Source organism: Rhodococcus sp. USK13 (assembly GCF_018343855.1).
Lineage (GTDB): Bacteria > Actinomycetota > Actinomycetes > Mycobacteriales > Mycobacteriaceae > Rhodococcus_F > Rhodococcus_F oxybenzonivorans.
The window spans coordinates 2,373,060-2,400,047 of the sequence record NZ_CP069242.1 but is presented as its reverse complement, the minus strand read 5'-3'; the positions used below and the strand labels follow the sequence as shown (position 1 = coordinate 2,400,047).

The 26,988-nt window shown below is 66.0% G+C and carries 28 protein-coding genes; 10 read left to right on the top strand and 18 right to left on the bottom strand.

The genetic code is table 11. From position 1 onward, the window contains the following. Positions 1 to 207 precede the first annotated feature (207 nt). The 5 genes from JQT59_RS13700 to JQT59_RS13680 form a co-directional block, all read right to left on the bottom strand. Positions 208 to 954, bottom strand: coding sequence for a class I SAM-dependent methyltransferase (locus JQT59_RS13700; RefSeq protein ID WP_249354406.1), 747 nt, complete (start codon positions 952 to 954; stop codon positions 208 to 210). A gap of 614 nt (positions 955 to 1,568) precedes the next feature. Continuing rightward, positions 1,569 to 2,207, bottom strand: coding sequence for a hypothetical protein (locus JQT59_RS13695; RefSeq protein ID WP_213576587.1), 639 nt, complete (start codon positions 2,205 to 2,207; stop codon positions 1,569 to 1,571). 147 nt (positions 2,208 to 2,354) lie between these two features. Continuing rightward, positions 2,355 to 3,299, bottom strand: a complete 945-nt coding sequence (locus JQT59_RS13690) for a fumarylacetoacetate hydrolase family protein (RefSeq protein WP_213576586.1) — start codon at positions 3,297 to 3,299, stop codon at positions 2,355 to 2,357. Further along, positions 3,296 to 4,078, bottom strand: a complete 783-nt coding sequence (locus tag JQT59_RS13685) for a cyclase family protein (RefSeq protein ID WP_213576585.1) — start codon at positions 4,076 to 4,078, stop codon at positions 3,296 to 3,298. Before JQT59_RS13685 ends, JQT59_RS13690 begins: the two co-directional genes overlap by 4 nt. Before the next feature lie 89 nt (positions 4,079 to 4,167). Continuing rightward, positions 4,168 to 5,931: a CocE/NonD family hydrolase gene (locus JQT59_RS13680; RefSeq protein WP_249354404.1), complete on the bottom strand. Its 1,764-nt coding sequence runs from the start codon at positions 5,929 to 5,931 to the stop codon at positions 4,168 to 4,170. Positions 5,932 to 6,097: 166 nt separating this feature from the next. Here JQT59_RS13680 and JQT59_RS13675 point away from each other — a divergent pair, with 166 nt between their 5' ends. The 3 genes from JQT59_RS13675 to JQT59_RS13665 all read left to right on the top strand — a co-directional run bounded on the left by JQT59_RS13675 (position 6,098) and on the right by JQT59_RS13665 (position 9,578). Beyond that, positions 6,098 to 6,706, top strand: coding sequence for a TetR/AcrR family transcriptional regulator (locus tag JQT59_RS13675; protein WP_213576584.1), 609 nt, complete (start codon positions 6,098 to 6,100; stop codon positions 6,704 to 6,706). Between the two features lie 425 nt (positions 6,707 to 7,131). Next, entirely contained in the window at positions 7,132 to 7,641 is a 510-nt protein-coding gene (locus tag JQT59_RS13670; protein WP_213576583.1) for a MarR family winged helix-turn-helix transcriptional regulator, read from the top strand. Continuing rightward, a complete protein-coding gene (locus JQT59_RS13665) occupies positions 7,638 to 9,578 on the top strand; it encodes an MDR family MFS transporter (protein ID WP_397517720.1) in 1,941 nt (646 codons plus the stop codon). Before JQT59_RS13670 ends, JQT59_RS13665 begins: the two co-directional genes overlap by 4 nt. Positions 9,579 to 9,597: 19 nt before the next feature. Here JQT59_RS13665 and JQT59_RS13660 read toward each other — a convergent pair whose 3' ends face one another. Then, positions 9,598 to 10,662: an IS110 family RNA-guided transposase gene (locus JQT59_RS13660; protein ID WP_213573165.1), complete on the bottom strand. Its 1,065-nt coding sequence runs from the start codon at positions 10,660 to 10,662 to the stop codon at positions 9,598 to 9,600. Between the two features lie 280 nt (positions 10,663 to 10,942). Next, positions 10,943 to 12,358, bottom strand: coding sequence for an alkaline phosphatase PhoX (locus JQT59_RS13655; RefSeq protein WP_213576582.1), 1,416 nt, complete (start codon positions 12,356 to 12,358; stop codon positions 10,943 to 10,945). Positions 12,359 to 12,501: 143 nt separating this feature from the next. On the opposite strand from JQT59_RS13655, the gene JQT59_RS13650 reads away from it, so the two are divergent. The 3 genes from JQT59_RS13650 (at position 12,502) to JQT59_RS13640 (ending at position 14,352) form a co-directional block, all read left to right on the top strand. Further along, positions 12,502 to 12,819, top strand: coding sequence for an ArsR/SmtB family transcription factor (locus tag JQT59_RS13650; protein WP_213576581.1), 318 nt, complete (start codon positions 12,502 to 12,504; stop codon positions 12,817 to 12,819). Next, entirely contained in the window at positions 12,816 to 13,310 is a 495-nt protein-coding gene (locus JQT59_RS13645) for an SRPBCC family protein (RefSeq protein ID WP_213576580.1), read from the top strand. The genes JQT59_RS13650 and JQT59_RS13645 overlap by 4 nt, the downstream gene beginning before the upstream one ends. A gap of 61 nt (positions 13,311 to 13,371) precedes the next feature. Continuing rightward, the gene (locus JQT59_RS13640) at positions 13,372 to 14,352 is read left to right on the top strand and encodes a sigma-70 family RNA polymerase sigma factor (protein WP_213576579.1); all 981 of its coding nucleotides are present in this window, start codon (positions 13,372 to 13,374) and stop codon (positions 14,350 to 14,352) included. A gap of 3 nt (positions 14,353 to 14,355) precedes the next feature. Here the strand turns inward: JQT59_RS13640 and JQT59_RS13635 are convergent, their stop codons facing one another. Both JQT59_RS13635 and JQT59_RS13630 read right to left on the bottom strand, forming a co-directional pair. After that, the gene (locus tag JQT59_RS13635) at positions 14,356 to 14,760 is read right to left on the bottom strand and encodes a VOC family protein (protein ID WP_109332955.1); all 405 of its coding nucleotides are present in this window, start codon (positions 14,758 to 14,760) and stop codon (positions 14,356 to 14,358) included. Between the two features lie 97 nt (positions 14,761 to 14,857). After that, entirely contained in the window at positions 14,858 to 15,529 is a 672-nt protein-coding gene (locus tag JQT59_RS13630) for a type 1 glutamine amidotransferase (RefSeq protein WP_213576578.1), read from the bottom strand. Between the two features lie 325 nt (positions 15,530 to 15,854). On the opposite strand from JQT59_RS13630, the gene JQT59_RS13625 reads away from it, so the two are divergent. After that, positions 15,855 to 17,249: a WS/DGAT/MGAT family O-acyltransferase gene (locus tag JQT59_RS13625; RefSeq protein WP_213576577.1), complete on the top strand. Its 1,395-nt coding sequence runs from the start codon at positions 15,855 to 15,857 to the stop codon at positions 17,247 to 17,249. Between the two features lie 4 nt (positions 17,250 to 17,253). On the opposite strand, the gene JQT59_RS13620 is transcribed toward JQT59_RS13625, so the two are convergent. Further along, complete coding sequence (locus JQT59_RS13620) at positions 17,254 to 17,550, bottom strand: Rdx family protein (RefSeq protein ID WP_213576576.1); 297 nt, start codon at positions 17,548 to 17,550, stop codon at positions 17,254 to 17,256. 373 nt (positions 17,551 to 17,923) lie between these two features. On the opposite strand from JQT59_RS13620, the gene JQT59_RS13615 reads away from it, so the two are divergent. Next, a complete protein-coding gene (locus JQT59_RS13615) occupies positions 17,924 to 18,100 on the top strand; it encodes a hypothetical protein (protein WP_162603283.1) in 177 nt (58 codons plus the stop codon). Between the two features lie 113 nt (positions 18,101 to 18,213). Here JQT59_RS13615 and JQT59_RS13610 read toward each other — a convergent pair whose 3' ends face one another. From JQT59_RS13610 to JQT59_RS13585, 6 genes are all read right to left on the bottom strand, one after another. Beyond that, complete coding sequence (locus JQT59_RS13610) at positions 18,214 to 18,837, bottom strand: sigma-70 family RNA polymerase sigma factor (protein WP_213576575.1); 624 nt, start codon at positions 18,835 to 18,837, stop codon at positions 18,214 to 18,216. 478 nt (positions 18,838 to 19,315) lie between these two features. Continuing rightward, complete coding sequence (locus JQT59_RS13605) at positions 19,316 to 20,128, bottom strand: ABC transporter permease (RefSeq protein ID WP_213576574.1); 813 nt, start codon at positions 20,126 to 20,128, stop codon at positions 19,316 to 19,318. Beyond that, positions 20,125 to 21,054, bottom strand: coding sequence for an ATP-binding cassette domain-containing protein (locus JQT59_RS13600; protein ID WP_213576573.1), 930 nt, complete (start codon positions 21,052 to 21,054; stop codon positions 20,125 to 20,127). Before JQT59_RS13600 ends, JQT59_RS13605 begins: the two co-directional genes overlap by 4 nt. Positions 21,055 to 21,223: 169 nt before the next feature. Further along, on the bottom strand, positions 21,224 to 21,814 hold the full coding sequence (locus tag JQT59_RS13595; RefSeq protein WP_213576572.1) for an ATPase: 591 nt from the start codon (positions 21,812 to 21,814) through the stop codon (positions 21,224 to 21,226). Next, positions 21,811 to 22,194, bottom strand: coding sequence for a TA system antitoxin ParD family protein (locus tag JQT59_RS13590; protein WP_213576571.1), 384 nt, complete (start codon positions 22,192 to 22,194; stop codon positions 21,811 to 21,813). The genes JQT59_RS13595 and JQT59_RS13590 overlap by 4 nt, the downstream gene beginning before the upstream one ends. 184 nt (positions 22,195 to 22,378) lie before the next feature. After that, positions 22,379 to 23,710 carry an NAD(P)-binding domain-containing protein gene (locus tag JQT59_RS13585; protein ID WP_213576570.1) on the bottom strand — a complete coding sequence of 444 codons (1,332 nt, stop codon included), beginning with the start codon at positions 23,708 to 23,710 and terminating at the stop codon, positions 22,379 to 22,381. Between the two features lie 102 nt (positions 23,711 to 23,812). Here JQT59_RS13585 and JQT59_RS13580 point away from each other — a divergent pair, with 102 nt between their 5' ends. Then, positions 23,813 to 24,676 carry a helix-turn-helix domain-containing GNAT family N-acetyltransferase gene (locus JQT59_RS13580; protein ID WP_213576569.1) on the top strand — a complete coding sequence of 288 codons (864 nt, stop codon included), beginning with the start codon at positions 23,813 to 23,815 and terminating at the stop codon, positions 24,674 to 24,676. A gap of 215 nt (positions 24,677 to 24,891) precedes the next feature. After that, on the top strand, positions 24,892 to 25,857 hold the full coding sequence (locus JQT59_RS13575) for an arsenic resistance protein (protein ID WP_213577727.1): 966 nt from the start codon (positions 24,892 to 24,894) through the stop codon (positions 25,855 to 25,857). 42 nt (positions 25,858 to 25,899) lie between these two features. Here the strand turns inward: JQT59_RS13575 and JQT59_RS13570 are convergent, their stop codons facing one another. Further along, a complete protein-coding gene (locus tag JQT59_RS13570; RefSeq protein WP_213576568.1) occupies positions 25,900 to 26,601 on the bottom strand; it encodes a cation diffusion facilitator family transporter in 702 nt (233 codons plus the stop codon). After that, the gene (locus JQT59_RS13565) at positions 26,601 to 26,918 is read right to left on the bottom strand and encodes an ArsR/SmtB family transcription factor (protein WP_397517731.1); all 318 of its coding nucleotides are present in this window, start codon (positions 26,916 to 26,918) and stop codon (positions 26,601 to 26,603) included. Before JQT59_RS13565 ends, JQT59_RS13570 begins: the two co-directional genes overlap by 1 nt. Positions 26,919 to 26,988 lie beyond the last annotated feature (70 nt).

Genomic DNA, 26,988 nt, shown 5'->3' with positions numbered 1-26,988 from the left:
AGTTTCTCCGAACCCACGCCGCTCCAGCTTGGACTGAGCTGGCAACCGACCGTGTGTCAGAGCAGGACCACGACGGCGATGAGCGTTAGTCGATCGTGGACAGGTGCAATCACCGGTCCGAATGGGCCAGCAGGCGAAGTCCACCTGTCGGCGTGCGTTCGCTAGCGCGCTGACGAGACACGCCCCGGCCGCTCCTCGACGATCGACTCATTCAGGGGAAACGGCCTCGATGGGGACTGTCGCACGCGCGTACCAGGCGCGGGCATCCAGAGAGAAGGGCCCGGGAGGGAGGGCTGCCCGGCACGCCTCGCGCACACTCGCCCGTCGCTCACCGGACAGGGACTGCAGGTACTGGCCGGCGGGGCCCACCGCAAATGTGAATGGCTCCCAGAAGTCGTCGAAGTCGACGTAGTCCGCACGGGCGGTGAGTTGGCCGCCGACCACGTTCGTCAGGTCGGCTCGGCGAAACCGCTCCGCGATGTCGCCTTCGGCGGTACCCGCCATCTGGGACTCGCCCTCCACGCCGGCGTCGAACTGGCACACCGCGGTCCAGAACACCCGGAGCATCGTCATACCGCCTGTCGCGGTGTCCCACATGCAGGCAGCAACGGTGCCGCCCGGCCGCGTGACGCGTGCCATCTCCCGCACGCCTTGCTCGGCATCGCTCATGAAGCCGAGCACCAGCGAGGAGAGCGTGATATCGAATTCTGCGTTCGCCCAGGGCAGCTGTTCGGCCACGCCCTCGCGGACGTCGACACCCGGATTGCGCTCGCGGCACGCCGCCGTGAATTGTGGTGCCGGGTCGATTGCCGCGACGTTCGTCGCACCTACCCGTGCGACGAGTTCCCGTGTGAGGCCGCCCGGCCCGCAGCCCACGTCACAGACTCGCTGATCCGACGTCACGCCGGCGGCATCGGCGAACACTGCTGCCAGTGACGGCGCGTAGCGCCCCATGAAGCGGTCATAATGCTCGGCTGGCGCGGCGAACTGCATGAAGCAAATCAAGCCGACGCGGACGCTCACGTCAAGGGCGGCTCTGGGATAACGCGAGGTCATTCCCGACGCACGCCTGTGCCTCCAGCGCGCGGCGCCACGAGCAGGGAACAGGCACACGCGTTACATCAACACGGATTCAGCCAGCCGCCAATGACCTTCCGCAAACGGAACCGGCACCGGGACGAAGTCGCGCCCCAGCGCACGCCGGCGGCTGTTCCGGTCCCGTTCCGCAAGCGGATCGATGACCGGTCACCGTTCGACTCGCGGGTCTCAAAACGATGACAGATCGCCAAGACCTGGCGGCGTTCCACTTACCGTAGGTTGATGGAGCAACCCCGCCGCCGATCAGATCACCCGACTATTGGTTGAGCGAGACCAGCTACTGCTTGATGTAAGAGAGCTCGAGGGCCGGTTGGAGAAGGAAAAGCGGCGGCTCGACGACGTGACCGCGAAAATCACCTCGCTCCGCCGAGTGGAACATGAATTGCTGCGGCGGCACCCGGAGCTTGAGTAGGACTGACCGATACGCGGTGGCCTCAACTTCCCGGTACACGATAGCCGATCGGAACGACCTAGGACGCTGACTCCTGCGCGCCGCCGTCAGTGTGCGCGGCTCGTAGATTGGCTAGAAGTAGCACGCTTCCCACTGTGAGGCTGGCGGCGGCACCCACGCCGGTGAACGTCACCCAGGTCGGACCCACGTCGTAGTGAATGAGGTTCGAGTCGGGATAGGGATTTTGAGGGTCACGCGGCTCTGACTGAACGACTGAGTAGGCCCGCGGCTGGGCGACTCGACCAGCGATCGATACCGCGAGGCCGAAGAGCCCGCCGAATGCTAATAGGGCGGTAACGATCGGCCACCGTTCCCCCGGCTCTCCCGATGCGCCATGGACGAGCCTCCAGCCCGTTCGAACCAGTAACGCCGAGATAGTGAACGCTACTGCGGTTCCGGCTAAGAGGAACCAGGCAGTTGCCGGGAACCAGTGAGGTCCATCGATATAGGCATAGCCATCGATGATGTACATGTAGCCGATCTTGCCGTCATCCATGGGCGGCGGTGGTGGCGGTGGAATGCCCACGTCGACGGGCCTACCCAGGGGAGTCGCGTGCCGCCATGCAAAGAGTCCGAGCACACTAAGCAGCGCGCCGAGCCCAGTGAAAACCAAGACCACAGACGCCGCTGAGCGCTCTCGAAAAATTGTCAGTCTCACTTGACGATGATGTCACCGGCCCAATCCACCTCGTCGGCGAGAGCAGCTATCCCGATTCAGGAACCAGCACCGGGACGAAGTGGTGCGCATGCCGGCGGCTCTTCGGTCCCGTTCCGTTAGCGGATCCCTGAGCGGCGCGATCCTCAACTAGGCGTCAGTTGAGCGGGTCACTTTCCGGCGGGCCGGTGGAACTGTGTGTAGGGGTGGGCCGTCGACCACGGTGTTGTGGATCGTGCCGATCCCTTCCACGGTCATGGTGACGGTGTCCCCGATGCGCAGGGGTGGTGGATGCTGTTCGCCGCGCCATCCCCATAGTTCGGCGAGACAGCCAGCACCGCAGGTTCCGGAACCGAGCACGTCGCCGGGTCGCACCCAGGTGCCGCGGCTGGCGTAGGAGATCAACTCGGCGAAGGTCCATGCCATGTTCGCCAGGGTGTCGCCGCCGATGCGGGTGCCGTTGACGAAGACATCCATGTCGAGGTCGAAGCGACCATCGACCTCGTGGTCGACGAACTCGTCCACGGTGACCAGCACCGGCCCGAGGGTGGTGGCGGTGTCCTTGCCCTTGGCCGGTCCGAGCCCGACGCGCATCTCTCGGCCCTGTAGGTCGCGGGCCGACCAATCGTTGAGGATGGTGAACCCGGCAACGTGATCGAAGGCTTCATCCACGGAAAGGTTGTAGCCGGCTTCGCCGATCACCACCGCGACTTCCAGCTCGAAGTCGAGTACCTCGCAACCCGGCGGCATCGGCACCGTGGCGCCCGAGCCGATCGCCGCATGCGGGTTGGTGAAGTAGAAGGCGGGTGCCTCGTACCAGGCGTCCGGGATCGCGTCCGCCCCGGTGACCGCGCGCAGCGAGCCTGCCGTGTGCTGTTCGAAGGTGATGAAGTCACGGATGCTTCCGACCGGAACCGGCACCGCCAGTTCGGTGGTCGGATCCCAGGGCAGCCGGTGACCGGTCAGGGCCGCCTTCGGGTCGCCGGCGGCGAGCACGCCGAAGACGTCGGCGGACTCCGCCAGCAGGGTGATGTGGTCACCGTCGACGATGCCGTAGCGCTGGACACCGTCGACGACCAGGGAACCGATTCTCATGCCTGCTCCTCATCGAAGATCGCCACTGCGCGGGTCCATCCGGCCGAGGCCTGGTGGATCTTCACGGGGAAGCACGCCACCTGGAAACCCGAGGACGGGATCGATTCGAGATTGCCGAGCTTCTCGATGTGGCAGTACCCGATTTCCCGTCCGGCGCGGTGGCCCTCCCAGATGATGCCGGCGTCGCCGGTTTCGGCGTACCGGCGGGCGGTATGGACGAAGGGCGCATCCCAGCTCCAGGCATCGGTGCCGGTGACCCGAACGCCCTGGCGGAGCAGGTGCAGTGTCGCCTCGCGGCCCATGCCGCAGCCGCTGTTCACGTAGTCGTCGTGGCCGTACCGGGCGCCGGCGCTCGTGTTGACCAGGACGATGTCGAACGGGGTCAGGGTGTGTCCGATCCGGTCCAGTTCGCGGTCGATGTCCGCGGCGGTGACGACGTAGCCGTCGTCGAAGTGCCGGAAGTCGAGTTTGACGCCGCGCCCGAAGCACCACTCGAGCGGGACCTCGTCGATGGTGATGGCCGGTTGGCCGTCGTCCATGGTGGTCGCGTAGTGGTAGGGGGCGTCGAGGTGGGTGCCGTTGTGGGTTGACAGCCGGACGCGTTCGATTGCCCACCCTTCCCCGGCGGGCAGGTCGTCGACCCGAGCGCCGGGAAAGAACTGCAGCAGGTCCTTACGGGTGTGTTGGTGGTCGAGGTAGTCGATCTCGGGCAGATGACCGGGTGGGTCGGAGGCGATGCCTGCCTGCAATGACACGGACAGGTCGACTATTCGTCGCATTGTGCGTTCCTAGTTGGTTGGGGCGGAGGAGAAGTCGGATGCACGAGCCTTGCTGGACGGCCGAACCGGCGCGACTCGACGCAGTCGGCTCATACCTGAGCGGGTATCACGGGCAGCAGCAGTGAGGTTCCCGAGTCCGGGCCGGTGTGCAGGGTGGTTATCCCGTCGAAGATCCCGGCGGGGCGATCGTCCGGGTCGTCGTGCACGAAGACCCCGTTTCCGCGTTGCTCGATGCCGTAGATCACCGGCCACGGTCCGTCGCCGGGCATCTGGAAGTCGCGGCCCGACAGGGTAACCCCGAGCCGGTAGCCGGGTGGGACGACGAGGGAGGTGGGCCAGATCTCGACGTCGAGGTCGACGGCCTGACCGGGGATCAGCGGCAGGGTGCGGGTGTGCGGATGCCGCGGCTGGTGGGGCACGCTGCGCTGCTCGTCGAGTTCACGGTGAGAGGCACGCAACCATCCCACCGCGAGCACACCGTGTTCGTCGATGGCGGACACCAGCGAAACCTCGTTTCCGTCGGGGTCTTGCACGCGCAGGGTGACGAAGAGGTCGGCATCGGTGGTCGAGGACGCGAGGCGCACCCGGGCGGAGGCCGGTCCGGTGATCTCCAACGGTTCGGTCAGCGGCTCGGTCCAGAAGTCCACCCCCGGTCCCAGCGCCGGGAACTCGATCGTGTGGTCGGCGCTCGGCTCGGTGGTGCTCAACGCCCGGGAATCGGCGTCGAGGTGGAAGCGGGTCCACCGGGTCCGGGCCAGCGGCCACTCCTGTTCGTCGCGACCCTCGAAGGATCCGTCGACGTGGCGCACGTTCAGCCGCACCGGGGGTTGCTGGTCCCAGCCCGTAGCTTCGTCTTTGAGGAAGTGGCCGAAGAACCGCTTCTGCAGCGAGACACCGTAGTCGGTGTAGAACTCGGCGTAGTGCTCGCGACCGTGCACTTCGAGCCATTTCTGCGGTGACGACACCTGGGCATAGCCATCGAAGTTGCCGCGGGTATGCAGGTGGTGCGCCCAGTTCGCGGCGGACAGCACCGGCACGTCGATGCGGGTCAGGTCCGGGGTGCGGACCCGACTGAACTCGTCGAGCAGCTCTCGGCGTTTGCCTTCGCCGATCGTTTCGACCCGGTTCGCGGCGAGTTCGTCCTCGCTCAGTGTCGGGGGGCCGGCGACGAGTTCGCCGGTGTTGGGGTTGCACCGGCCGCGCTCACCCACCCCGTGTTGGACGGTGAAGATCTGGTGGTCCTGCCAGACCTGCCCGAACCGACTCAAGATGCCACCGTGCCGATTGAGGTCGCGGTAGAAGTCGGTGAATCCCTCCCACGGGCAGATCGCCGTCAGGTGCGGCGGCCGCAGCGCCGCGACCAGCCACTGGTTGGCGGCATAATACGAGATCCCGAGCAGGCCGACCCGACCGTTCGACCAGGTTCGGGTGGCGGCCCACTCGATCGCCTCGTAGTAGTCACGGGCCTCCTGCTCACCGAGCATGTCCAGCAGCCCGGCGGAACGGCCGGCGCCGCGGGAGTCGACCCGGATGCAGATGTATCCGTCCGGAACCCACTTCTCCGGATCGACCGTTTCCCACACCTGATAGGCGTTGGTCGAGCCGGCCAGCGCGTCGGGATACGCAGCGGCCAGGCGTTGCCACATCGGGGCGAAACCCTCCTGGAACGCGAGGCCCTTGCCGTACGGACCGAGGGTCATCAGCACCGGGTACACGCCGTCGTCATCTGGGCGGAACACATCCGCCCGCAGTACGACGCCGTCCGACAGGGGCACGGGCACGTCCCAGTCGATTTGCATCCCGTTCGTTGTCTCGCTGCGTTCGGCGATCTGGTCACCGACAGGCGCGGTCATGCCAGGTGCCCGGTGACGCACCGCGCGTAGCGCACGGCGCACCCGATGTGGGAATGGATCGATTGCGGTGAACACATCACGGCCTCCTAAAAGCAAGTTGCTTGCATTAGTGAGTATGCGCCGCGTCACAGCATTAACGCAAGAGTCTTGCGTTAAAGTGTGGGTCATGACCGAACCCCGTACCCGGCCTCGTCCCGGCGGCCGATCCGCGCGGGTCCGTCGCGCAGTACTCGATGCCGCCCTCGAGCTGCTGCACGCGCACGGCATGGACGGGTTGACCGTGGCCGACGTCTCGACCCGAGCCGGCGTGCACGAAACCTCGATCTACCGCCGCTGGGGCACCCGCGAGAACCTGATGATCGATGCGTTGCTCGAGGAAGCCGAAGAACTGCTCCCGGTCCCCGACACCGGATCGCTGCGCGAGGACCTGACCGCCTACCTCACCTCGCTGACGGCATACCTGAGCACCCCCCAGGGCAACGCCTTCGATCGAGCGCTCGCCGCAGCCGGCGACGACACGGCGGCCAGCGATGCGCGAAAGAGGTACTGGGACACCCGCTATGCACACTCCGGTGAGATCATCACCCGGGCAATCGACCGCGGCGAACTACCAGACACCACCGACCCCCGCCTCGCGGTGGAAATGCTCGTCGCCCCCCTGCATTTCAAGGTCGTGCTCACCCGAGAACGGCTCGACCCGGCTCTTTCCGAACGTCTCGTCGACTCACTTCTGTACGGGCTCACTGACACCGGCAACCACAATTCAGCGCCTTAATCCCTGGTCGCCCCTCGAAACAGATTCGCGACGTGGTCATCTCCGGTAACGGACCGCTGACCGGTACGTCCCGAAAGGCGCCCCCTGACCGAAACTCGCTGACCAGCACGAACCCGATAGCCCCGTCCGGTGATGATTTTGCTTTCGGGCCGTCAAACGGGACATCTCCGAACGGTCGGGATCCCGCCGTCAGCTACTCGAAACCAACGTGGAACCACGGGACAGGCAGCTGGTGGGGGCAAAGGTGCGCTGAAGAAGTGGCATCAGGTTGAGGTCGTCCGTCTCGAAATGTCATCGGCCACGAGACACAGAAACACCTCGTCCAACGCTCTGTGACGCGAAAGACAGCGAAATCAGTTACTTGCTTGGGGTAACGATGTATATAGTTGCATGCAGAAAGTAACTCGTCCTCAGGGGTTGTTGCCATGTCCACGCCATCCGCGTCTTCCGTGTCGTCCGTTTCGCTCGGCACGACCGAAGCTCTGATCGACGAGGTGTTCCTCTTCGGTCGGGTGCTTCGTGATGCCCTGGCGTCGGAAGCCGACGACCACCTCCCCCGCGCCCTGACAGGAGTTCTCCTCGTCCTGGCCGGGAGGGGTGAATGCCGGCAGAACGAACTGGCCACGGAAATGTGCGTCAGTCAGTCTTCCCTCAGTCGCCAGATCACCGATCTGGTCGACGCCGGGTACGTCACCCGGCATCCGGACCCTGCGGACGGACGTGCCTTCCGAATACGCGTGTCGGACGACGGCTCGGCGTACGTGAAACACGTACGGACACGACGCGCCGCACGCATGCAAAAAATGCTGACCGGATGGAACGAAACCGAGGCAGCCACGGCCCTCGACTCGATCCGGCATCTGAAGGAAACACTCTTCGATGCCGAGCACCGGATCGTCTCGAGCTCGAACCCGATTGGAACACAAAGCGTATGACCGAAACAGATATCCGCACGCCGGTCGGCGAACCGCAGGCCATGAGCCACCGTCAGATTCTCGAAGCCCTCACCGGCCTGCTCGCAGCCCTCTTCACGGCGTTGCTGAGCACCACTATCGTCTCCACCGCCCTGCCGACGATCATCGGTGATCTGAAAGGGACGCAGACCGCGTACGCCTGGGTCATCACCAGCGCGTTGCTGGCCAACGCCGCCTCGACGCCCATTTGGGGCAAGCTCTCCGACCTGTTCAACAAGAAGGTCCTGGTCCAGAGCGCGATCGTCATCTTCGTCATCGGTTCGGTGATCGCCGGATTCGCGCACAACGTGCCGCTACTGCTGACCGCACGGGTCATCCAGGGCGTCGGCATGGGCGGTCTGACCGCGCTCGTCGTCGCCATCATCGGCACCATCGTCTCGCCCCGCGAGCGCGGCCGGTACTCCGGCTACATGGGTGCCGTCATGGCGGTCTCGATGTCGGGCGGCCCGATCCTCGGCGGAGTCATCGTCGACAGCCCCCTCGGCTGGCGCTGGACGTTTTTCGTCTGCGTCCCGCTCGCCGTCGTCGCACTGTTCCTGCTGCAGCGCACACTGCACCTCCCGACGGAGAAGAAGGACGACGTCTCTATCGACTGGCTCGGAGCGCTGCTGCTCACCGCGGGCGTGTCCATCCTGCTCATCTGGGTGTCGTTCGCAGGTAAGGCCGGCTACTACGAGTGGTTCTCCCGCGAGACGGCGCTGTACGTCGGCACCGGTGTGCTCCTCCTCGTGGCAACCGTCCTGGTCGAAGCCAAGGCGAAGGCTCCCATCATTCCGCTGAAGATCGTCACCGAGCGGACCACCGGCCTCGCGATCATCGCGTCCGTCGCCGTCGGTGTCGGAATGTTCGGTTCCACCACCTTCCTCGGGCAGTACTTCCAGACCTCGCGGGGCTACACCCCCACGATGGCCGGCGTCCTCACCATTCCGATGGTCGCCGGGATGCTCATCGGCACGGTCGGCTCCGGGCAGCTCATCACCCGGTTCGGGAAGTGGAAGTCGTTCGTCGTCGGCGGCGCCGTATTGATGATCATCGGTTTCGGGCTGCTGAGCACCCTCGATCACGAGACGAGCCTGACCCTCGTCAGCCTCTACATTGCCATCATTGGTCTGGGCATGGGCATGCTGATGCAGAACCTGGTGCTCGCCGTGCAGAACACTGTCAGCGTCCAGAACATCGGTGCGGCCTCGAGTTCGGTCGCCTTCTTCCGAACCTTCGGTGGCGCCATCGGCGTCTCGGTTCTCGGTTCGGTCCTGGCGACACGGGTCTCGGACCTCTCTGCCGACGGATTCGCCAAGCTCGGCATCCCGGCCGGGTCGAGCAGCGGTGGCGGCAGCCTGGACCTCACGTCCATGCCCGCACCCGTGCAGAGCGTCATTCGTGCTGCATACGGAGACGCGACCGGCCGGATCTTCCTCATCGCCGCACTCGTCGCCCTCGTCACCCTGCTCGCCGTCATCCTGCTGCCCAACCGCCCGCTGCGTCGCACCATCGACCTGTCGAGCGACCAGGATCCGGTGCAGGAACCGGACTACGCCATGGCGGCCGACCGGGCATCGGAGTCGGATACCACGCCGATCCCGTCCGCCGATTCCCGCGGAGGCAGGCACGAGGCGCCCGCCGACCAGCAACCGTTCGCAGGCCTCAGCGCGGACGCTCGTGACCGGCTCCTTTCCCTGCTCCTGCCTCAGCCCGAGCAGACCCTCGAAGCAATCGACGAGGCCGAAAAGATTCGTGACGAGGTGAACCGCCTCCGAAACGATCTCAACGCCAAGCTCATCGAATTCGATGCGGTCTGGGATCGCCTGCGCGACCTCGGACTCAGCGAAGACCAGGTGGCCGGCGTGCTCGGCGGCACCCCGGTCACGGACACCGGCAACGGCGTTCTCCTCCGCTGAATGACCCCCTGTGATGCTCCTATGAGGAGTCAACTTGGGTGGGGTGTAGGACTCGGTAGATTTCGCGGGCGACGTAGCGTTTGAGGCAGCGGATGATCTCGCGTTTGGTTTTGCCTTCCTCGGTGCGGCGGGCCATGTAGTCGCGGGTGCGGGTGTCGGTTTTGAGGCGGCTGATCACGATGGTGTGCAGGGCCCGGTTCGCCTGCCGGTTCCCGCCACGGTTGAGCCGGTGCCGGCAGATCTTGCCGGAGGAGGCTGGCAGGGGTGCGACACCGCAGCTGGTGGCGAAGGCGGCTTCCGAGCGGAGCCGGTCGGGGTTGTCGCCGACGCAGATCAGCAGTTCGGCGGCGGTGACGATCCCGATGCCGGGCGCGGCGAGCAGTGCGGGTGCCGCGCGTCGGGTCAGCACTGCGAGGTCGGTGTCGAGGGCGTTGATCTCCTCGCTCAACGCGGTGATGCGGCGGGCGGTCGAGCGGAGTGCGGTCTTGGTTGCGGCGAGGATGCCGCCGGCGGCGACCGGGTCGGGACGCAGGCCGGCGCAGGTGCCGATCAGGTCGGTGCGGGTCAGGTGCCGGAGTTGTCCGCGTAGTGGTTCGGGTGCGGCGACGATCATCGAGCGCAGGGCGGTCAACGCCTCGGCACGGGCCTTGACCGCCAATGCGCGGGTCCGGGAGAGGAAGCGCAGGGCCTCGCTGTCGCCGTCACGGGTCTTGGGGATGGTGGTCGCTCGCCCGGACAGGGCTGCGGTGGCGGCGGCGTAGGCGTCGACCGGATCGGACTTGCCGCGGGCGCGTCGGGCGCGGCGGTCGGGTTTGTCGACCTCGACCACCGGCAACCCGGCCTCGGTGAGCACCCGGGTCAGGCCGGCCCCGTAGGTGCCGGTGCCCTCGATCCCGACCGAGGCGATGACTCCGGCATCGGTGATGAAGGACAACAGTTTCCGGTACCCGGCCGGGGTGGCGTCGAACTGGTGATCCGCGACCGGGCGGCCGAGGTGATCGATGATCGCGGCGTGGTGGGTGTCTTTGTGGGTGTCGACCCCGACGAAGATCTCGAGGCTGACAGCGGTGGAAATATCGGTCATGCTGGACACAGGTCATCCCTTCATCGCGGTGGCCACGTGCCGGTCGAGGCTGGGTGGACAACACAGTGATGGGACTTGGTCGCGTCAGGCTCCTATCAGGTCACACCCGCCCGGCCGGCCCGTATCAGGCACGGGGGCTGGTCCGGTCGATACGAGGCCGACACATCACAGCAAAGACAGTCCGCGGTGGACGTCGGAGTACTTGCGAGTCAGATCTCGTACCGGCCGGACTGCTCCAGTATCACTGAGTACTTGTTAACACCCCGCTGTTAACAAGTACTCACAGCACGGGGCGGCGCCACGGACCACGGATCGCCAGAAGCAGCCCGGGCGACTGAATGCTCGCGAACAGCGTCTTCCCGTCCGCACTGAACGACGGACCGCAGAACTCGCTGTCGTTCAATTCATTACGGGCCAGCGCAAACGGCTCACCCTCCGCCGTGACCCCCACCAGATGGCTGATGCCGTCGCCGTCCTCGGCGAGGATGACACCGCCGTGCGGTGACACGGTGATGTTGTCGGGGCCGTCGTAGTTTCCGGTGTCCACGGCCGGGTCCGGGTTGACGCCGAACAACGTCTTCAGCGTGATGGTCTCGGTCGCCGGGTCGTAGAACCAGACCTGGCCGTCGTGCTCGGCGGCACTGCCGTCCCCGGTACGCGCGAAGCTGGCGACGAAGTAGGCGCCACCGTCACCCCACCACTGCCCCTCCAACTTTCGGCTGCGCGTCACCTGGTCGTCGGTGAACTGCTTGCGCACCGGGGTGCTCTTGGCGTCACGGTCGGGCACGTCCACCCACTGCACCGCGTACCGGACACCGGGTTCCGTCGCCTGCGACAGGTCGCGTACGTGGACGCCGTCCTGGAAGCACGCCATGGCCTGTAGTGCGCCTGCGGTATCCCCGCCCGACGACTGCGCTAGTCCGCGGAGCGCGCCGGGTCCCCCGCGGAAACCCTGCGGCGGCGTCCACCGGTAGTACAGGCCGTTCGGACCGGAGGCATCCTCGGTCAGGTAAATGGCATTGGTCGCCGGATCGACGACGACTGCCTCGTGTGCGTACCGGCCCAGGAATTTGTAGGGCACCGGGCTTTTGCCTCGGTTGGCGTCCTGTCCGGCCGGATCGACCTCGAAGACGTACCCGTGGTCGAGGAGAAATCCGCCCGTTCCTGCGCGGGCCTCGGTTTCCTCGCAGGTCAGCCATGTGCCCCACGGCGTGATCCCGCCGGCGCAGTTATTCACCGTCCCCGCCACACTCACGTACTGACCCAGCCACTTCCCTTCCGCGTCCACCGTTGTGGTGGTGGTACCGCCGCGCGCACCCGTGTCGTAGGTGAGCCCCTCGACTGCGGGCACGCCGAACGGCTCGTCCTTGCCGATCTCGTGGTTGCTGACCACAGTGGATCCCCCACCTTGCCGGGCGAACACTCCGTTGGCGTCGAAGTCGCTGGGCACGGACTCACCGCTGTCCAACCTGGTGTCGCCCGATCGGGACACCACCGTGTACGAGAAGCCGGCCGGGAGCGCGAGAATTCTGTTCGGGTCGGGAATCAGCGGCCCGTAGCCGATCGCCCGACCGGGCACCGCGGACGCCACAGCAGGTCGGACGAAGGCCTCGACACTACCGGCGAGCGCCACGCCCAAGCCGGTCAGCGCGGTCCGGCCGAGGAAGCCGCGGCGATTGAGTGGTGCTGTGGTCACTGTCTGTTACCTCCATGCATGCCAACGGGACATCCGGACGCTAGGGAGCGAACATGTCCGACTTCGGCGTCGCACCGTGTCACCGAGGTGAACTGGACGCGAATTCGTTGACATGTGACCATATGGTCACCTATCGTGGACCCATGGACGACGATCACGTCTTCAAGGCGCTGGCCGATCCGACGCGCCGCCTGATCCTCGATCGATTGTTCGCCCATGACGGTCAGACGCTGACCGAACTCGAGTCGCAGGTCGAGATGACCCGGTTCGGGGTCATGAAGCATCTGCGCGTACTCGAAGACGCGGGCCTGGTGGTCACGCGTCGTGCCGGCCGGGAAAAGCTGCATTATCTCAACCCCGTGCCGATCCAGCTGATCCACCAGAGGTGGATCGACAAGTACACCGAGCACCATGCCGCGGCGCTCGCTCAGCTGAAAGCCGATCTGGAGGAAGAGAAATGACTGAACTCGTGCAGGTTTACGCCGTGTACATCAAGGCAACGCCCGAGGCGATCTGGGAGGCCGTCACCAAGCCGGAGTGGTCGGAGAGGTACGGGTACGGCGGACACGTGCATTACGACCTCCGGCCCGGAGGCAAGTACGAGTCGCGCGCCAGCGATGAGATGAAGGCCCACCCCGGGGTGCCCGACGTCGTCGTCGACGGCGAGGTGCTCGAGTGCGATCCGCCGAAGAAGCTCGTCCAGACGTGGCGCATGCTGATGGACCCCGACAACATCGAAGGATTCACCACTCTCACCTACGACATTGCGCCGTCGAGTCGACCCGGAGTCACGAAATTGACTGTGACGCATGATCTCACCAACGCCCCGCAGATGGCACGGATGGTCGCGGGCGAGCACGAAGCGGAAGGCGCCGGTGGCGGCTGGAACGAGGTCCTGAGCGGATTGAAGACACTCCTCGAGACGGGAGAGCCGATGGTGAACTGGGGCTGAACATCGGGTCGGTGCGCGCGAGTGCCGACACTCGTCGGTGGGCAGCAGTAAGCTGCCCACTATGACGGCCGCGCAGTCGCTCGACGAGGATTTCCTCGCCCTCGCCGACCCTTATCGACGTGAGTTACTGGCCCATTGCTACCGCATGATGGGCTCACTCCACGATGCCGAAGACCAGATGCAGGAGACGTTCATCCGCGCGTGGCGCGGGTACGGGGGCTACAAGCAGCAGTCGTCGCTGCGCACCTGGCTCTACCGGATCGCCACCAACACCTGCTTGACGGCCTTGCAGAGCCGGTCCATGCGACCCCTGCCCAGCGGGCTGGGTGCGCCCGATTCGGATCCCACTGCCGAGCTGGTACAACGACACGAGGTGCCCTGGCTCGAGCCGATTCCCGATACCGTGTACGACGACGCAAGCGACCCCGCGAACATCGTCACCTCCCGCGAATCGGTGCGGCTGGCGTTCATCGCCGCCCTGCAGCACCTGCCTCCCCGCCAGCGCGCCGTCCTGGTTCTGCGCGACGTGCTGCAGTGGAAGGCGTCCGAGGTCGCCGCGGCTCTCGACAGCACGACTCCCGCGGTCAACAGCCTGCTGCAACGGGCCCGCGCGCAGCTCGAACTGGCCATGCCCACCACCGACACCCTCGTCGAACCGGAATCCCCGGAGGAAAAGGCCCTCCTCGAGCGGTACGTCACGGCCTTCGAGAACTACGACGTCGAGGCGATCGTGGAGATCTTCACCAAGGACGCCGTGTGGGAGATGCCGCCCTTCGACGGCTGGTACCTCGGTGGTGAGAACATCGGCCGGCTCATCAGCAACAACTGTCCGGCGCAACGCGCCGGCGACATGCGCCTGCTCCCCTCGTGGGCGAACGGCCAGCCCGCCTTCGGCCTCTACATGCGAGGCGAGGACGGCGTGCACCGGCCGTTCCAGCTCCACGTCCTCGACGTCACGGCCGGTGGAGTCGCGCACGTCGTCTGCTTCTTTGATCTCGACCTGTTCGAGAAGTTCGGGCTGCCGCAGACTCCACCGACCTGATCCTTACGCGGGTACGGCCGTCGGATCCATCCACATGACCTCCCAGACGTGACCGTCGAGGTCGCGGAACGCCCGGCCGTACATGAAGCCCTCGTCCTGCAACTTGCCCCATGCACTTCCGCCTGCGGCGAGGGCCTTGTCCACCAGGGCGTCGACCTCCTCGCGGCTTTCGGCCGAGATGCACAAGAGGGCCTCGACCGCTTTCGAGGTGTCGCAGATGTCGACCTCGATGAAGTCCCGGAACTTCGGCTCGACGAGCAACATCACCGACGTGGATTCGTTGATCACCATCGCGGCGCACGAATCGTCGCTGAAAGTGGCATTGAACTCGAACCCGAGATCACCGAAGAACTTCTTGGTGGCGTCGAGATTCTTGATCGGCAGGTTGACGAAGAGCATCCGGGACATCGCAATCTCCTTCTCGAAGTCCTTCCCCAGCGGAAGGTCATCGATACAGACTGCCGTCGTCCTCGAAACTCATCGGTGAACCGGAAAGTGTTTCTTCTCAGCTCTCGGCGAGGTCCAGGAACGCGCCGATCACCACTCGCCCGACGGCAGCCACTTCGTCCATATGCTCTCCGGACGGTGCCGTGCCCGCGGGCATGTGGTTCTGCATCACCGATAGGTGCTCGCGCGTCAGCTCCACATGGAACTGCAACCCGTATGCGCGGCGACCGAGCCTGAAGGCCTGGTTCTCGTAGGCGTCACTACTCGCGAGCCGTGTCGCCCCCTCCGGAAGATCGAAGGTGTCGTTGTGCCAGTGAACGACGGCAAACTGACTTCCGGCCGAACCGAACACGGGATCGCGGGCGCCCTCGTCGGTCACCGTCACCAGTCCGGCACCGTGCTCCGGGACCGGACCGGTCCGAACTTCACCGCCGAAGGCAGCGGCGAGAAGTTGGGCGCCGAGGCAAATTCCGAGCACCGGGAGCCCGGCGGCGACTGAATCCCGGATGAATTTTCGCTCTCGCGGAAGTTGCGGGTGGGTAACATCGTCCAACGCACCCATCGGACCGCCCATCACCACGAGACCGCCGATGTCGGCGGCGGCGGGAAGTTCGAAGGCGCGATACATCGGGTACTCGACGTAAGAAATCCCGCGGTTCTTCAAAAGGGCCCCAACCAATCCCGGCCCCTCGAACGACACGTGTTTCACTACCGCCCACTGCTTGTCCATGCCGCGATTGTCGCTGATATGGGACTTTCGACTCTAGCCAGGGCACACTCAATCGAATTCCGCACTGAGTGCACAATTTTCGCGTGTTCACGTGGGTGTCACATACCCCGCGCAGCCACCTGGAGTTGGACGCTTGTCTAGTGGCATGGCTCACCGAAAACCTGGTACAAATACCAGCGTCACTGATTCGTGACCCGTCCCATATCGATTAGTTATTTAGTGGTGGCGCCCGACAAGGGTGGCCACCGTCCCCGCCGTCACCTCAAACCAGAGACGAAACCTCCCGCGATCCGGGAAACCGTCCCCGGGATGGAAAGGGCAATAGATGCCGCTCCCCATGTCACCTCTCGACTCGATGTTCCTCCTCGGCGAGTCTCGCGAGCATCCAATGCATGTCGGCGGTGTCGAAATCTTCCAGCCGCCGGAGGGTGCCGACACGCACGACATCCGCGCCCTGCTCGACCGCGCGCTCGCCGAAAGCACCGGGACAATTGCCCCGAAACTGGCCAAGCGTGCCCGCCGGTCCCTGTCCTCGTTCGGTCAGTGGAGCTGGGAGACGGTCGACGAACTCGACCTCGAGCACCACATCCGCCACGACGCCCTGCCCGCTCCGGGCACCGAGGCCGAGTTGATGGCGCTGTGCTCGCGGTTGCACGAATCGCTCCTCGACCGGAGCCGGCCGTTGTGGGAGATGCACCTCATCGAGGGCTTGAGCGACGGACGCTTCGCTGTCTACACCAAGATCCATCACTCGGTGGCCGACGGCGTCACCGCGATGAAGATGCTGCGCAACGCGCTCAGTGAAAACTCCGAGGAGCGCGATATGCCCGCTCCGTGGGAGCGGGCACACACACGACCGCCCCGCGCGCAGTCTTCGGGCGGATTCAGCCTCTCCAACCTTGCCGGCGCTACGCTGCGCACCGCGCGCGACACCGCCGGAGACGTTGCCGGACTCGTTCCCGCACTCGCCGGAACGATCACTCGGGCGTTCCGGGACAAGGGTGGTCCGCTCGCCCTGTCCGCTCCGAGAACTCCCTTCAACGTTCCGATCACCGGTGCACGCCAGTTCGCTGCCCAGTCGTGGCCGCTCGAACGCCTGCGCCTGGTGGCGAAACTGTCCGACTCCACCATCAACGACGTCGTCCTCGCGATGTCATCGGGTGCGCTGCGCAGCTACCTCGAGGATCACGACGCGCTCCCGGCGGAACCCCTGGTCGCGATGGTGCCGGTGTCCCTGCAGAACCAACGCCAGGCGGCGACGGGGAACAACATCGGTGTCCTCATGTGCAACCTCGGCACGCACCAGCCGGATGCCGCGGATCGGTTGGACACGATTCGCACCAGCATGTGCGAAGGCAAAGAGGCGCTGGAGTCGATGAGCGCCACCCAGATCCTGGCGATGAGCGCTGTCGGTGCGGCGCCGGTCGGTGCGAGCATGCTCTTCGGGCACAACTCGCGGCTGCGTCCGCCGTTCAACCTCATCATCTCGAACGTTCCCGGGCCCAGCTCCCCGCTGTACTGGAACGGTGCACGGCTCGACGCCATTTACCCGCTGTCCATTCCGGTGGACGGTCAGGCGCTGAACATCACCTGCACGAGCAACGACGACACCATCTCCTTCGGAGTCACCGGTTGCCGCAGCGCGGTGCCCGACCTGAAGTCGATTCCGGCCCGGCTCGGCCACGAGTTGCGCGTCCTCGAGGAGTCGCTGGGAATCTGACCGGTCAGGTTTCGGCGCGGTCGCTGTGCCCGAGGTGGCGGTCGGGAGCCACCCGGTCACGGACCAGTTGCTTCAGGACGGTGATCTCGGGGAATCCGCTTTTCTCCTTGCGGTCCCAGATGAGTTCACCGTCCACGGCGATACGGAAGATTCCGCCCGTGCCGGGTACGAGCGCGACTTCGCCGAGGTCTTGTCCGAAGGTGCCGAGAAGTTCCTGCGCCATCCATGCTGCGCGTAACAACCACTGGCACTGCGTGCAGTAAGTGATCTCGACCCGGCTACCTGGGCTGCTCGTCGTCATCGGGCCAATGTAGCCGACCAGGCGCCCCGAACTCACTCGGACGCTTGCCGATTGGTGAGCCGACGAATCTACACCGATGCCATCGTCTCGTCATCTGGATGTCACCGACGAACTGCACAATGTCGATCGTCAGACCGTGCCCGTCTTGTGAAAGGAATTTCCCATGTCTACTGCACTCGAAGAATCACGTCGCCACGCCATCGAATTGACCAACGAGAAGATTCAGGCCATCAAGGATTTCTTCACCAACATCTTCCGCCTGGACACCGCGAAGTAGCGCACCCGTCCGACGCCACCGTCGTGGCAGCGTTGCGTCCTTTCTCGTCCTGCTCCGTCTGATCTGGTACCCATCCCTACGGATCAAGGAGTCACCATGACGGGCACCAACGAGTTCGAGACCCCGACGACGGATCGGACGGACGCACCATCCCAGGCTGCCGCACCGACGTGCTGCAGCACCGAACGGCAGACCACCTGCTGTGATCAGAGCGAGAAGTCGACGTGCTGTGGTCCGGCGGCGACGGCCGGTGGCGGATGCGGCTGCCAATAGCTCTCGACCAGTCGACACGGCGGTGCGGTGCGAGCGAAAGTGGGCTCGCACCGCACCGCTGTCTGTGCGTGGTGATGCGCGGATGACCGGAGTTGACCCACTGGATTGCAGGCCTACTGATCGTCCGGTGGCGTGGTTCCGCAGGCGCAGGCTCCGCCGCGCGGCTGGTAGTCGTGTACGTGACCGGTGCGGTCCTGGCTGATCTGACAGCAAGCGTGCAGCCGAGCTTGAAGAGTTGCACGGCCGCGCTGGACCCGGGACTTCATCCCGGACACCGAAATTCCCGCCTCGCTGGCCGCAGCGGCATGGGTTCGGGCGTCGAGGTCGACCATCTTCACCGCCGCAGCCTGCTCGGCGGGCAGCCCGGAGAGCATCGGCACCAGGCACGAGGCGAGCTCTTTCGCCGCCGCCTCGTCGGGATCGGGTTCGCCGGCGAGTGGGTTGTCCGGGACGGCGTCGACGGCGAGTTCCCGCCGATGAGGCGCCGACCGGTAGTAGTCAGTAATCGCGTTACGGGTGATGGCATACATCCATCCGAGGAGACGGTCCTGCTCCCGTAAATTGTCCAGACTCTTGGCCATCCGCAGAAACACGATCGACAGAATGTCGTCGGCGTCCTCGGGACGCGAGACCCGGCGGGCGATGAAGGCCCGCAAGTCGCTCGAGAAGCGGCGCCAGAGCTGGTCCAGATCAGCCGGCGCCTGGGATGTCGTCGTGGTGGAAGTGTCCTCGCTCATGATGTTCCGGTTCCTCTCCGTCTCCAGCATCCTCGCCTGACGGCGCGGTGACGACCCTCTGAGTCATCTTTCAGGTACGGACGACAGTCATCGCCTTCGGACGCATCGTGCGTCCGAAAGCCAGGTTCCTCGTCTGTATGGGTGTCGATGTCGATGACGGGTTCTCCGCTTCGACGTACCAGTTGAAGCGGGTGAGGAGGTGAGAGCGATGCTGACCACACATTTGTTTTCGGGTCTGACCAGTGAAGAGGTCGATCTGATCGTGGCGGAGGAACTGCATCTGCTCGGCGCCGCCGCATGAGCGCTGTCGTCGCCCCGCTCGGGCGTATCCGCTGATTCCAGCACCCCCGAACTTGCCCCTACCCTCTCGCAGGGTGGGGGCAAGAAGAGTGCCCGGCTCCGGACCAGCAGTGCACATGACGAACCCGCCCCGCCCTTTCCCTGCGGAAGGGAAAGGGCGGGGCGGGTAAGTCTTCGTTCAGCGGGCGCGCGCTGACCGAACCAGGCGGGTGAGAATCGGGACGGCGGTGACCACCGCCCACAACCCGATCGCCGCGACCAGGGCTGCAGCGGTGTCACCGAGGGTCGCGGCGCCGAGCACGTGCCCGCGCAGCGCGTCGGTGGCGTGCGCGACCGGATTGACCGTCGCCATAGCCTGCATCCAGCCGGGCATGGTCTCGATCGGCGCGAAGGCACTCGAGATGAACATCAGCGGCATCATCACCATCATTCCGGCGAACTGCACCACATCCGGGCGGCGGAGCCGGTCCCCGATGAGCCCGAACAAGGCGCTCATCGCCCCGGCCAGCACCACCAGCACGACGACCGCGGCGGCGGCATCGAGCGCGGTGCCGTAGAACTCGAATCCCAAAGCGACCGCGGCGATCCCGAGCAGCGCGGCCCGGGCGAGAGTGAAGACCGCCTCGTTGACGGTGCGGGCCACCCCCGGCAACACCGCGCGCATCGGCAGGGCCGCGAAGCGATCGTGCAGGCCGTTGGTGTGATCGATCGCCGCAGACACTCCGGCATTCGTGCCGGCCATCACGGTGGACACGGCTAGCATGGCCGGGGTGAGGAAAACGATGTAGCTGACCCCGGGTGGAAAGCCCGGCCCGGCGGCGACGCTGCGGAAGACCTGGCTGAACAGGACGAGCATCGCCATCGGCATGGTCAACGAGAACATCAGCAGCTGCGGAACGCGGGCGCTGGTGCGCAGGTTGCGGACGGTGAGGGCGGCGAGCTGGTCCCCGATCGGGAACCGCCCCGTCGTGGTGGTGCGAATGGTGGTCATCGGTGGGCTCCGGTGTGGGCGAGGTGGGTGAAGACGTCGTCGAGGCTCGGGGACGTGACGTCCAGGTCGGTGACCTCGACGCCGCCTCGGTGCAGGTGAGCGACCACTTCGGCCGCGGCGGGCGCGTCGTCGACGGTGACCGACACCCGAACTCTGCCGTCGTCGAGACGGTGATCGGTGTCCGGGATGAACGGCAGGCTGCCGAGTTGGTGGGCGGGGACGGTCGCGGTCAGGACCTTGCCGCCGACGATCCGTTTCAGCTCGGCGGGGGTGCCGCGGGCGGCGACGCGACCCCGGCTCAGGACCACGATGTGGTCGGCGAGTCGGTCGGCTTCCTCCAGATACTGGGTGGTGAGCACGACGGTGGTGCCGCTGATGGTCAGCTCGTCGACGACGTCCCACAGGCCGGCGCGGGCAATCGGGTCGAGACCGGTGGTCGGTTCGTCCAGGAACAGCACCGACGGGGATCCGACGAGGCTGACGGCCAGGTCGACCCGGCGGCGGGAGCCACCGGACAGTTCCCCGATCCGCCGAGTCGCGTACTCGTGCAACCCGAGTCGGTCGATCAGCGCGTCGGCCCGTGCGCGGGCGGCGGTGCGGCGCAGCCCGGTCAGGCGGCCGATCAGCTCCAGATTCTCTCTGGCGGTGAGAAATTCGTCGAGTCCGGCGTATTGGCCCGTCACCCCGATCCGGCGGCGCACCTCGGTAGCGTCGGCGACGACGTCCAGACCCTCGACCTCCACCCGGCCGATGGTGGGGCGCACCAGGGTGGTCAGAGTACGGATCAAGGTGGTCTTACCGGCGCCGTTGTGGCCGAGTACCCCGAGGGTGGTCCCGGCCGCGGCAGCGACGTCGACTCCGTCGAGGGCCCAGGTTTTGCCGTAGGCGACATGCAGGTCCTCGACGAGGACAGCGGGGGCGGTCATCGCACACCCCCGGCGTGACCGGCGTCGGGATGGGCGGACAAGTGGGTGGTCATCGGAAGGGTCCTCTCGCGGAGAATGCGCTCCCACCCGGTGGTGGGTGGAAGTCCGCTTCCTCAGACGAAGCAACCGAGAGTTGGACGCAACAGGATCCGCCAGGCTATTGCTGCGCCTATAGTTGCTCACTTCGGCTCGTGTGCGAGGTCAGTTCTGCGGGTGTCCATGCAGGCCAGGTGGCTGCGCCGACGAGGTGTCCGTCGGTGAACTGTGCGACGATGCGCGGGCCTGTGATCGAGCTGTTGTCGTACACGGTCGCATGATCGCAACGTGGGAATGCCTGAGCGACGAGACCCCACAGTCTTCGGTATCGCTGGCGGATCTTGTCTTCGGGCACATCGTGCCCGCCGGCTCGCACCCGGTAGCGCACACGCTGGACCGCTAACTCCTCGGGAATCATCACCACGTGCAAGACGACGGTGTACTCGTGTGTGCGCGCTTCGTCGATCAGCTCCAGCTTCGACGGATGGGAGAACACCGTCTCGGCGATGAACGATTTCCCCAGGGCCAGGAGGTGCGTCCGGGTCTTCGCGGCGATCTCTGCCGCGTCGTAGGAGTGGGCAGCCGGATTCTCCGGCCATCGTTGTTTGGCGATCTCGTCGGCATTGACGAACGGTTGGGCCGGGAGCAGGGGAGAGAGGGTGAGCGCCACGAAGGTGGACTTGCCGGCGCCGTTGCAGCCGACCACCAGGTCGAGACGTTTCACTCGGGCAGGACTGCGTGTGTGCCGTCGGGACGGTACTCGACGATCTGACCATCCTCGGACAGCGCGACGGTGGTGATTCCCTGGGCCGCGAGCGCGGTGCCGTAATGGGCGGTGGCCAGTTGTTCCTCGATCGCCGCGTTGATCTCGGCGTTGAACACCGTGCCTTCCTCGGTGCCGAGTTCACCGATCGGCACCCGGCCGGCGAGAGCGTCTTCTACTCGGCGGCGAGCCGCGGTCTGCCGGCTCGAGACCGCACGCCCCACCCGGGCCCAGTGTTCGAGTTGCTGGCGTCCTGTGCGGTGCTGCCGTTCTCCCTCGGCCATGGCGCTGGCTACCAGGTCGGCTGCCAGGCGGGTGACCTTGTCCGCACTGCTTTGCATCGCTTCGCTCCCCATGTGGTGTAGCTGTTTGCTACAAGCGTAGCTGATAGCTACATCATGTCGGGGATCGCGGACGCTCACCGGCCTTCCCGGTTCGGTTGACCGATCGTGGATGGCGGGGCGTCAACCTAGGGGCCCCTCAGCTGCATGTTTCCGCTCGACCCGATGCGATCTCGGTCACGGACTATCCGTTCGGACGGGCAGACAGAGTCACCAGCTGCGGAGTCGGTGCGCCGCCGCGGCCACCCACGGTGGCGGGTTCGGGTTCGTCGAACACCCCGGCGCCCCCGCACACCCCGGTCTCGGGCAGGGTCAGCTCGACTCGGGCCGCGGCGTCGTGATCCCCGCTCAGGGCGGCGGCGATACTGCGGACTTGCTCGTACCCCGTCATTGCCAGGAAGGTCGGGGCACGGCCGTAGCTCTTCATCCCGGCCAGGAACACATTCGGCTCGGGATGTGACAGTTCAGCGACCCCGTGCGGGTAGACGGTGCCGCAGGAGTGCACGTTCGGGTCGATCAACGGCGCCAACTGGGTCGGGGCCTGCAGCACGGGATCCAGCCCGAGTCGGATCTCCGACAGCCAGGACAGGTCCGGCCGGAACCCGGTGAGCACCACCACCCGGTCGACGTTCTCGATGCGGGCCCCCGTGTCGGAGACCAACGCCGCCTGCTCACCGGCGGGTTCGACTGTCGCGGTGCGGAACCCGGGAACCACCTGCAACAGTCCGGCATCGACGGCCGCCTTGGCACGCAGGCCGAGGGCGCCGCGGGCGGGTAGCTGGTCGTCCTCGCCGCCGCCGAACGCGGAGCCGACGTCACCGCGGCGCAACACCCAGCTGATGCGGGTGCCCGGGGCCTGCTTCTCCAGATTGGCCAACGCGACGATCGCGGTCAGCGCGGAGTGGCCACTGCCGGCGATGACGGTGTGTTTGCCCGCATACCTTGCTCGCACTGCGGCGTCGGCAAGGTTCGGGACCCGGTACTCGATCCGGTCGGCGGCAGCCTTCTCGCCGAGTGCCGGCAGGCCTTCGCCGCCGAGCGGGTTCGGGGCGCCCCAGGTTCCAGAGGCGTCGATGACCGCCTGAGCGATGATGCGGTCCTCGGTGCCGTCGGCGCGGCGAAGGTGCACCGACAGTGGTTCGGTGTCGCGGCCGGCGTCGACCACCCGGTCCCGGCCGCGGCGGGCCACCCCGATCACCTCGGTGCCCAGCTCCACCACGTCGTCGAGCGCGGATGCCAGCGGCTGCAGATAGTTCTCGGCCCAGTCCTGGCCGGTCGGATATGCGTCATTGTCCGGGGCTGCCCAGCCGGCCGCCTCGAGCAGTCGGCGAGCGGCGGGGTCGATCAACTCCCCCCAACGGGAGAACAATCGCACATAATTCCACTCGGCGACGGCAGCACCGGCTACCGGGCCACGCTCGAAGACCAGCGGAGTCAGGCCGCGCTCACGCAATTCGGCGGCGGCGGCGAGGCCGATCGGCCCTGCACCCACTACGACCACAGGCAAAGCACTCATCTCGAAATCCTTTCATCGACGTTCATCGATCTACCGATTTCGGAGAGTATCGATGCTCGTCGATGAATTCAACCATCGATGTATATCGATATAGTGAAGTTCATGAGTTCCGTGGAGATGCCGGCCGCCCCGACCACCCACCCGAAAGATGCGCTGGCGACCGAAGATGCGGTCACCTACGCCGGCTGGTTCGCCTGCCTGGCCGACCCCACCCGGGTCCGGCTGCTCCACCAGGTCGCATCCCGGCCTGCCGGGATCACGGTCGGCGAGCTCGCCGACGCCCTCGACATAGGACAGCCCACCGTCTCGCATCACGTCCGCAAGCTCGCGGACGTCGGCTTCGTCACCGTGAACAAAAGCCGCACAAGCACCGTCGTCACGGTCAACCCCTCCTGCTGCACCGGACTGCCACACGCCGCGGACGCGGTCATGGGCGTGCTGACCTCGCGTCCGTGCTGCCCGGACGACCTACCCGGCGATATAACCGTCCGCCCCATGACAGACGAGGACTGGAAGGACGTGCGCCGGATTTACGGCGAGGGCATCGCCACCCGCACCGCCACCTTCACCACCGAAGTGCCCACCCGGGAATCCCTCGACGCACAGTGGCTCCCCGATCATCGGTGGGTCGCCGAGATCGACGGCACGGTGGCCGGCTGGGCCACGCTGAGCCCGACGTCCGGACGGGACTGCTACCGAGGCGTCGCCGAAAACTCGATCTACGTCGCCGACGGCATGCGCGGGCGCGGCGTCGGCAAGACCCTGCTGCGCACCCAGGTCATCGCCGCCGACGACGCCGGAATCTGGACGCTGCAGACATCGATCTTCCCGGAAAACCGAGCCAGCATCGCCCTGCACCACTCCGCCGGATTCCGCACCATCGGCGTCCGCGAACGCATCGCCCAACTCGACGGTGTGTGGCGCGACACCGTCTTCCTCGAACGCCGCAGCGCAACGACGACCTGAACGGTGTCTGCGGCGCCCTGGTGTCGAGTGTGCGCGCCCCCGAGGCGGCCGAACCGCTGGTGACCGAGTTGTTCGGAGTGAGGGCATGACGGCGACCGCCGACGATGACCGATCGCCGACCCAAGTGCGCGACAATGACCGCGCCTTGGGCGTAGGCAAAAAAGAACCGACGAGGGAGACGAGCAGTGGCACAGCCACAGGGTGTGGTCGCGCGAATGGAACAGCACCAGGTGGCGATCTACCTCACGGCGATGGTCGCCGGCGCCGGGATCGGCTGGGCCGCACCGGCAGCGGGCCCTGGCCTCGAGCACGCGATCAACCCGGTCCTCGGCGCGCTGCTGTTCGTGACATTCCTGCAGGTGCCGGCCGCCGAACTGCTGCAGTCACTGCGTGACGGCCGGTTCCTGGCGGCCATTTTGGCGGCCAACTTCCTGCTCGTCCCGCTCGTCGTCGCCGCGATGTTCACCTTCCTGCCCGCCGACCAGGCGGTGCGGATCGGTGTGCTGCTGGTGTTGCTGTGCCCGTGCGTGGACTACGTGATCGTCTTCTCCGGGCTGGCCGGCGGCAGCAGCCGCCGTCTCCTCGCGGCGACCCCGCTGCTGCTGCTCACCCAGATTCTGCTGCTCCCGGTGTTTCTCGTGCTGTTTCTCGGTTCGGACCTGTCCGATATCGTCGACGTCGGACCGTTCGTCACCGCGTTCATCGTCTTGATCGTCATCCCCCTCGCGCTGGCGTGGGCCACCCAGTTCTGGTCGGCGCGTACGCAATCGGGGCGGAGCGCATCGGCGGCGGCGACCGCACTGATGGTTCCGCTGATGGCGGCCACCCTGCTGGTGGTGGTCGCCTCCCAGGTGCCGAAGCTCGAGGGCCAGGTTGCCGATGTGGCCGCGGTGGTCCCCTTCTACGTGGCGTTCCTGGTGGTGATGGCGTTCGCGGGACTGCTGGTCGCCCGGTTGTGTCGGTTGGACCCGCCGGCCGGGCGGGCCGTGGTGTTCAGCGGAGCGACCCGCAACTCCCTGGTCGTGCTGCCCCTCGCGCTAGCCCTGCCCGACCATCTCGCGGTCGCCGCGGTGGTCGTGGTCACCCAGACCCTCGTCGAGGTCGTCGGCATGGTGATCTACGTCCGGTTGGTGCCGCGTCTGCTTCCCGCGGCCACCGATACCTCTCCCGCACCGGCCTGAGCCGGGATTACGCCACGGCGGCGCGGATTCGAGCGCCTCAGTTCACTCGCCGCAACACTCGGAGTCGTGCGCTGCGGTATCGGGGGTGGGATTGACCGGTGCGGCGCAGCAGCTCTCGCCCTTCCAGGCGTTGAGCCCTTCCTTGACGGCGATCACCGCGATCACCAGCGCGGCGATCGGATCCGCCCAGGACCAGCCGAACAGGCTGTTGACCAGCAGGCCGACCAAGAGGACGGCGGACAGGTAGGTGCACAGCAGGGTTTGCTTGGAGTCCGCGACCGCCGAGAGGGAGCCGAGTTCACGTCCGGCTCGCCGTTGCGCCCAGGACAGCACCGGCATGACCGCCAAACTCACAGCAGCCAAACCGATTCCGACAATCGAATGTTGCGCTTCGCCCAGCCCCATCAGTGACCGGAGAGCGTCGACGCTCACATACAGCGCGAGTCCGAAGAAAGAGAAAGCGATGATCCGCAGCGCGATCTTCTCGCGCGCTTCGGGATCTTTGCCCGCGAACTGCCAGGCCACGGCGACCGCCGAGGACACCTCGATCACGGAGTCCAGCCCGAATCCGATCAGCGCGGCAGACGACACCCGAGTGCCCTCGGTGAGCGCGATGACCGCCTCGAGCACGTTGTAAGTAATCGTCGCGGCCACCAACCACCGAATCCGGCGCGAGAGCAACTGGCGACGATCCGCCGAGAGACTGGGTGGCCGCATCCCCGGTGTACCGAGATCGGAAGCCATCAGCAGCACCCTTCCGCATCCGCTGTCGGGCAATGGGACGGATCGACGGCCAGGACCAGACCGATCAAGTCGTCGAGCGCACGCCCGATACGAGGATCCGCCAGTTCGTAGCGAGCCCGTCGCCCTTCGGGGACGGCGACCACCAGTCCACAGCCTCGCAGGCACGCCAGATGATTCGACAGGATCTGCCGCGACACCCCGATCTGCTCGGCCAACTCGGACGGATAGCCCGGCGCTGTCCGCAGACGCAGCAGGATCTGCGTGCGTGTCGAATCCGAGAGCGCGTACCCGAAACGGGCAAGTGCATCACCGTGCATCAGAGTGTCCACACCCAAACGATACATCTGATTCTGTATCCAGAAAAGCATGTACCCACGCCCATTCATC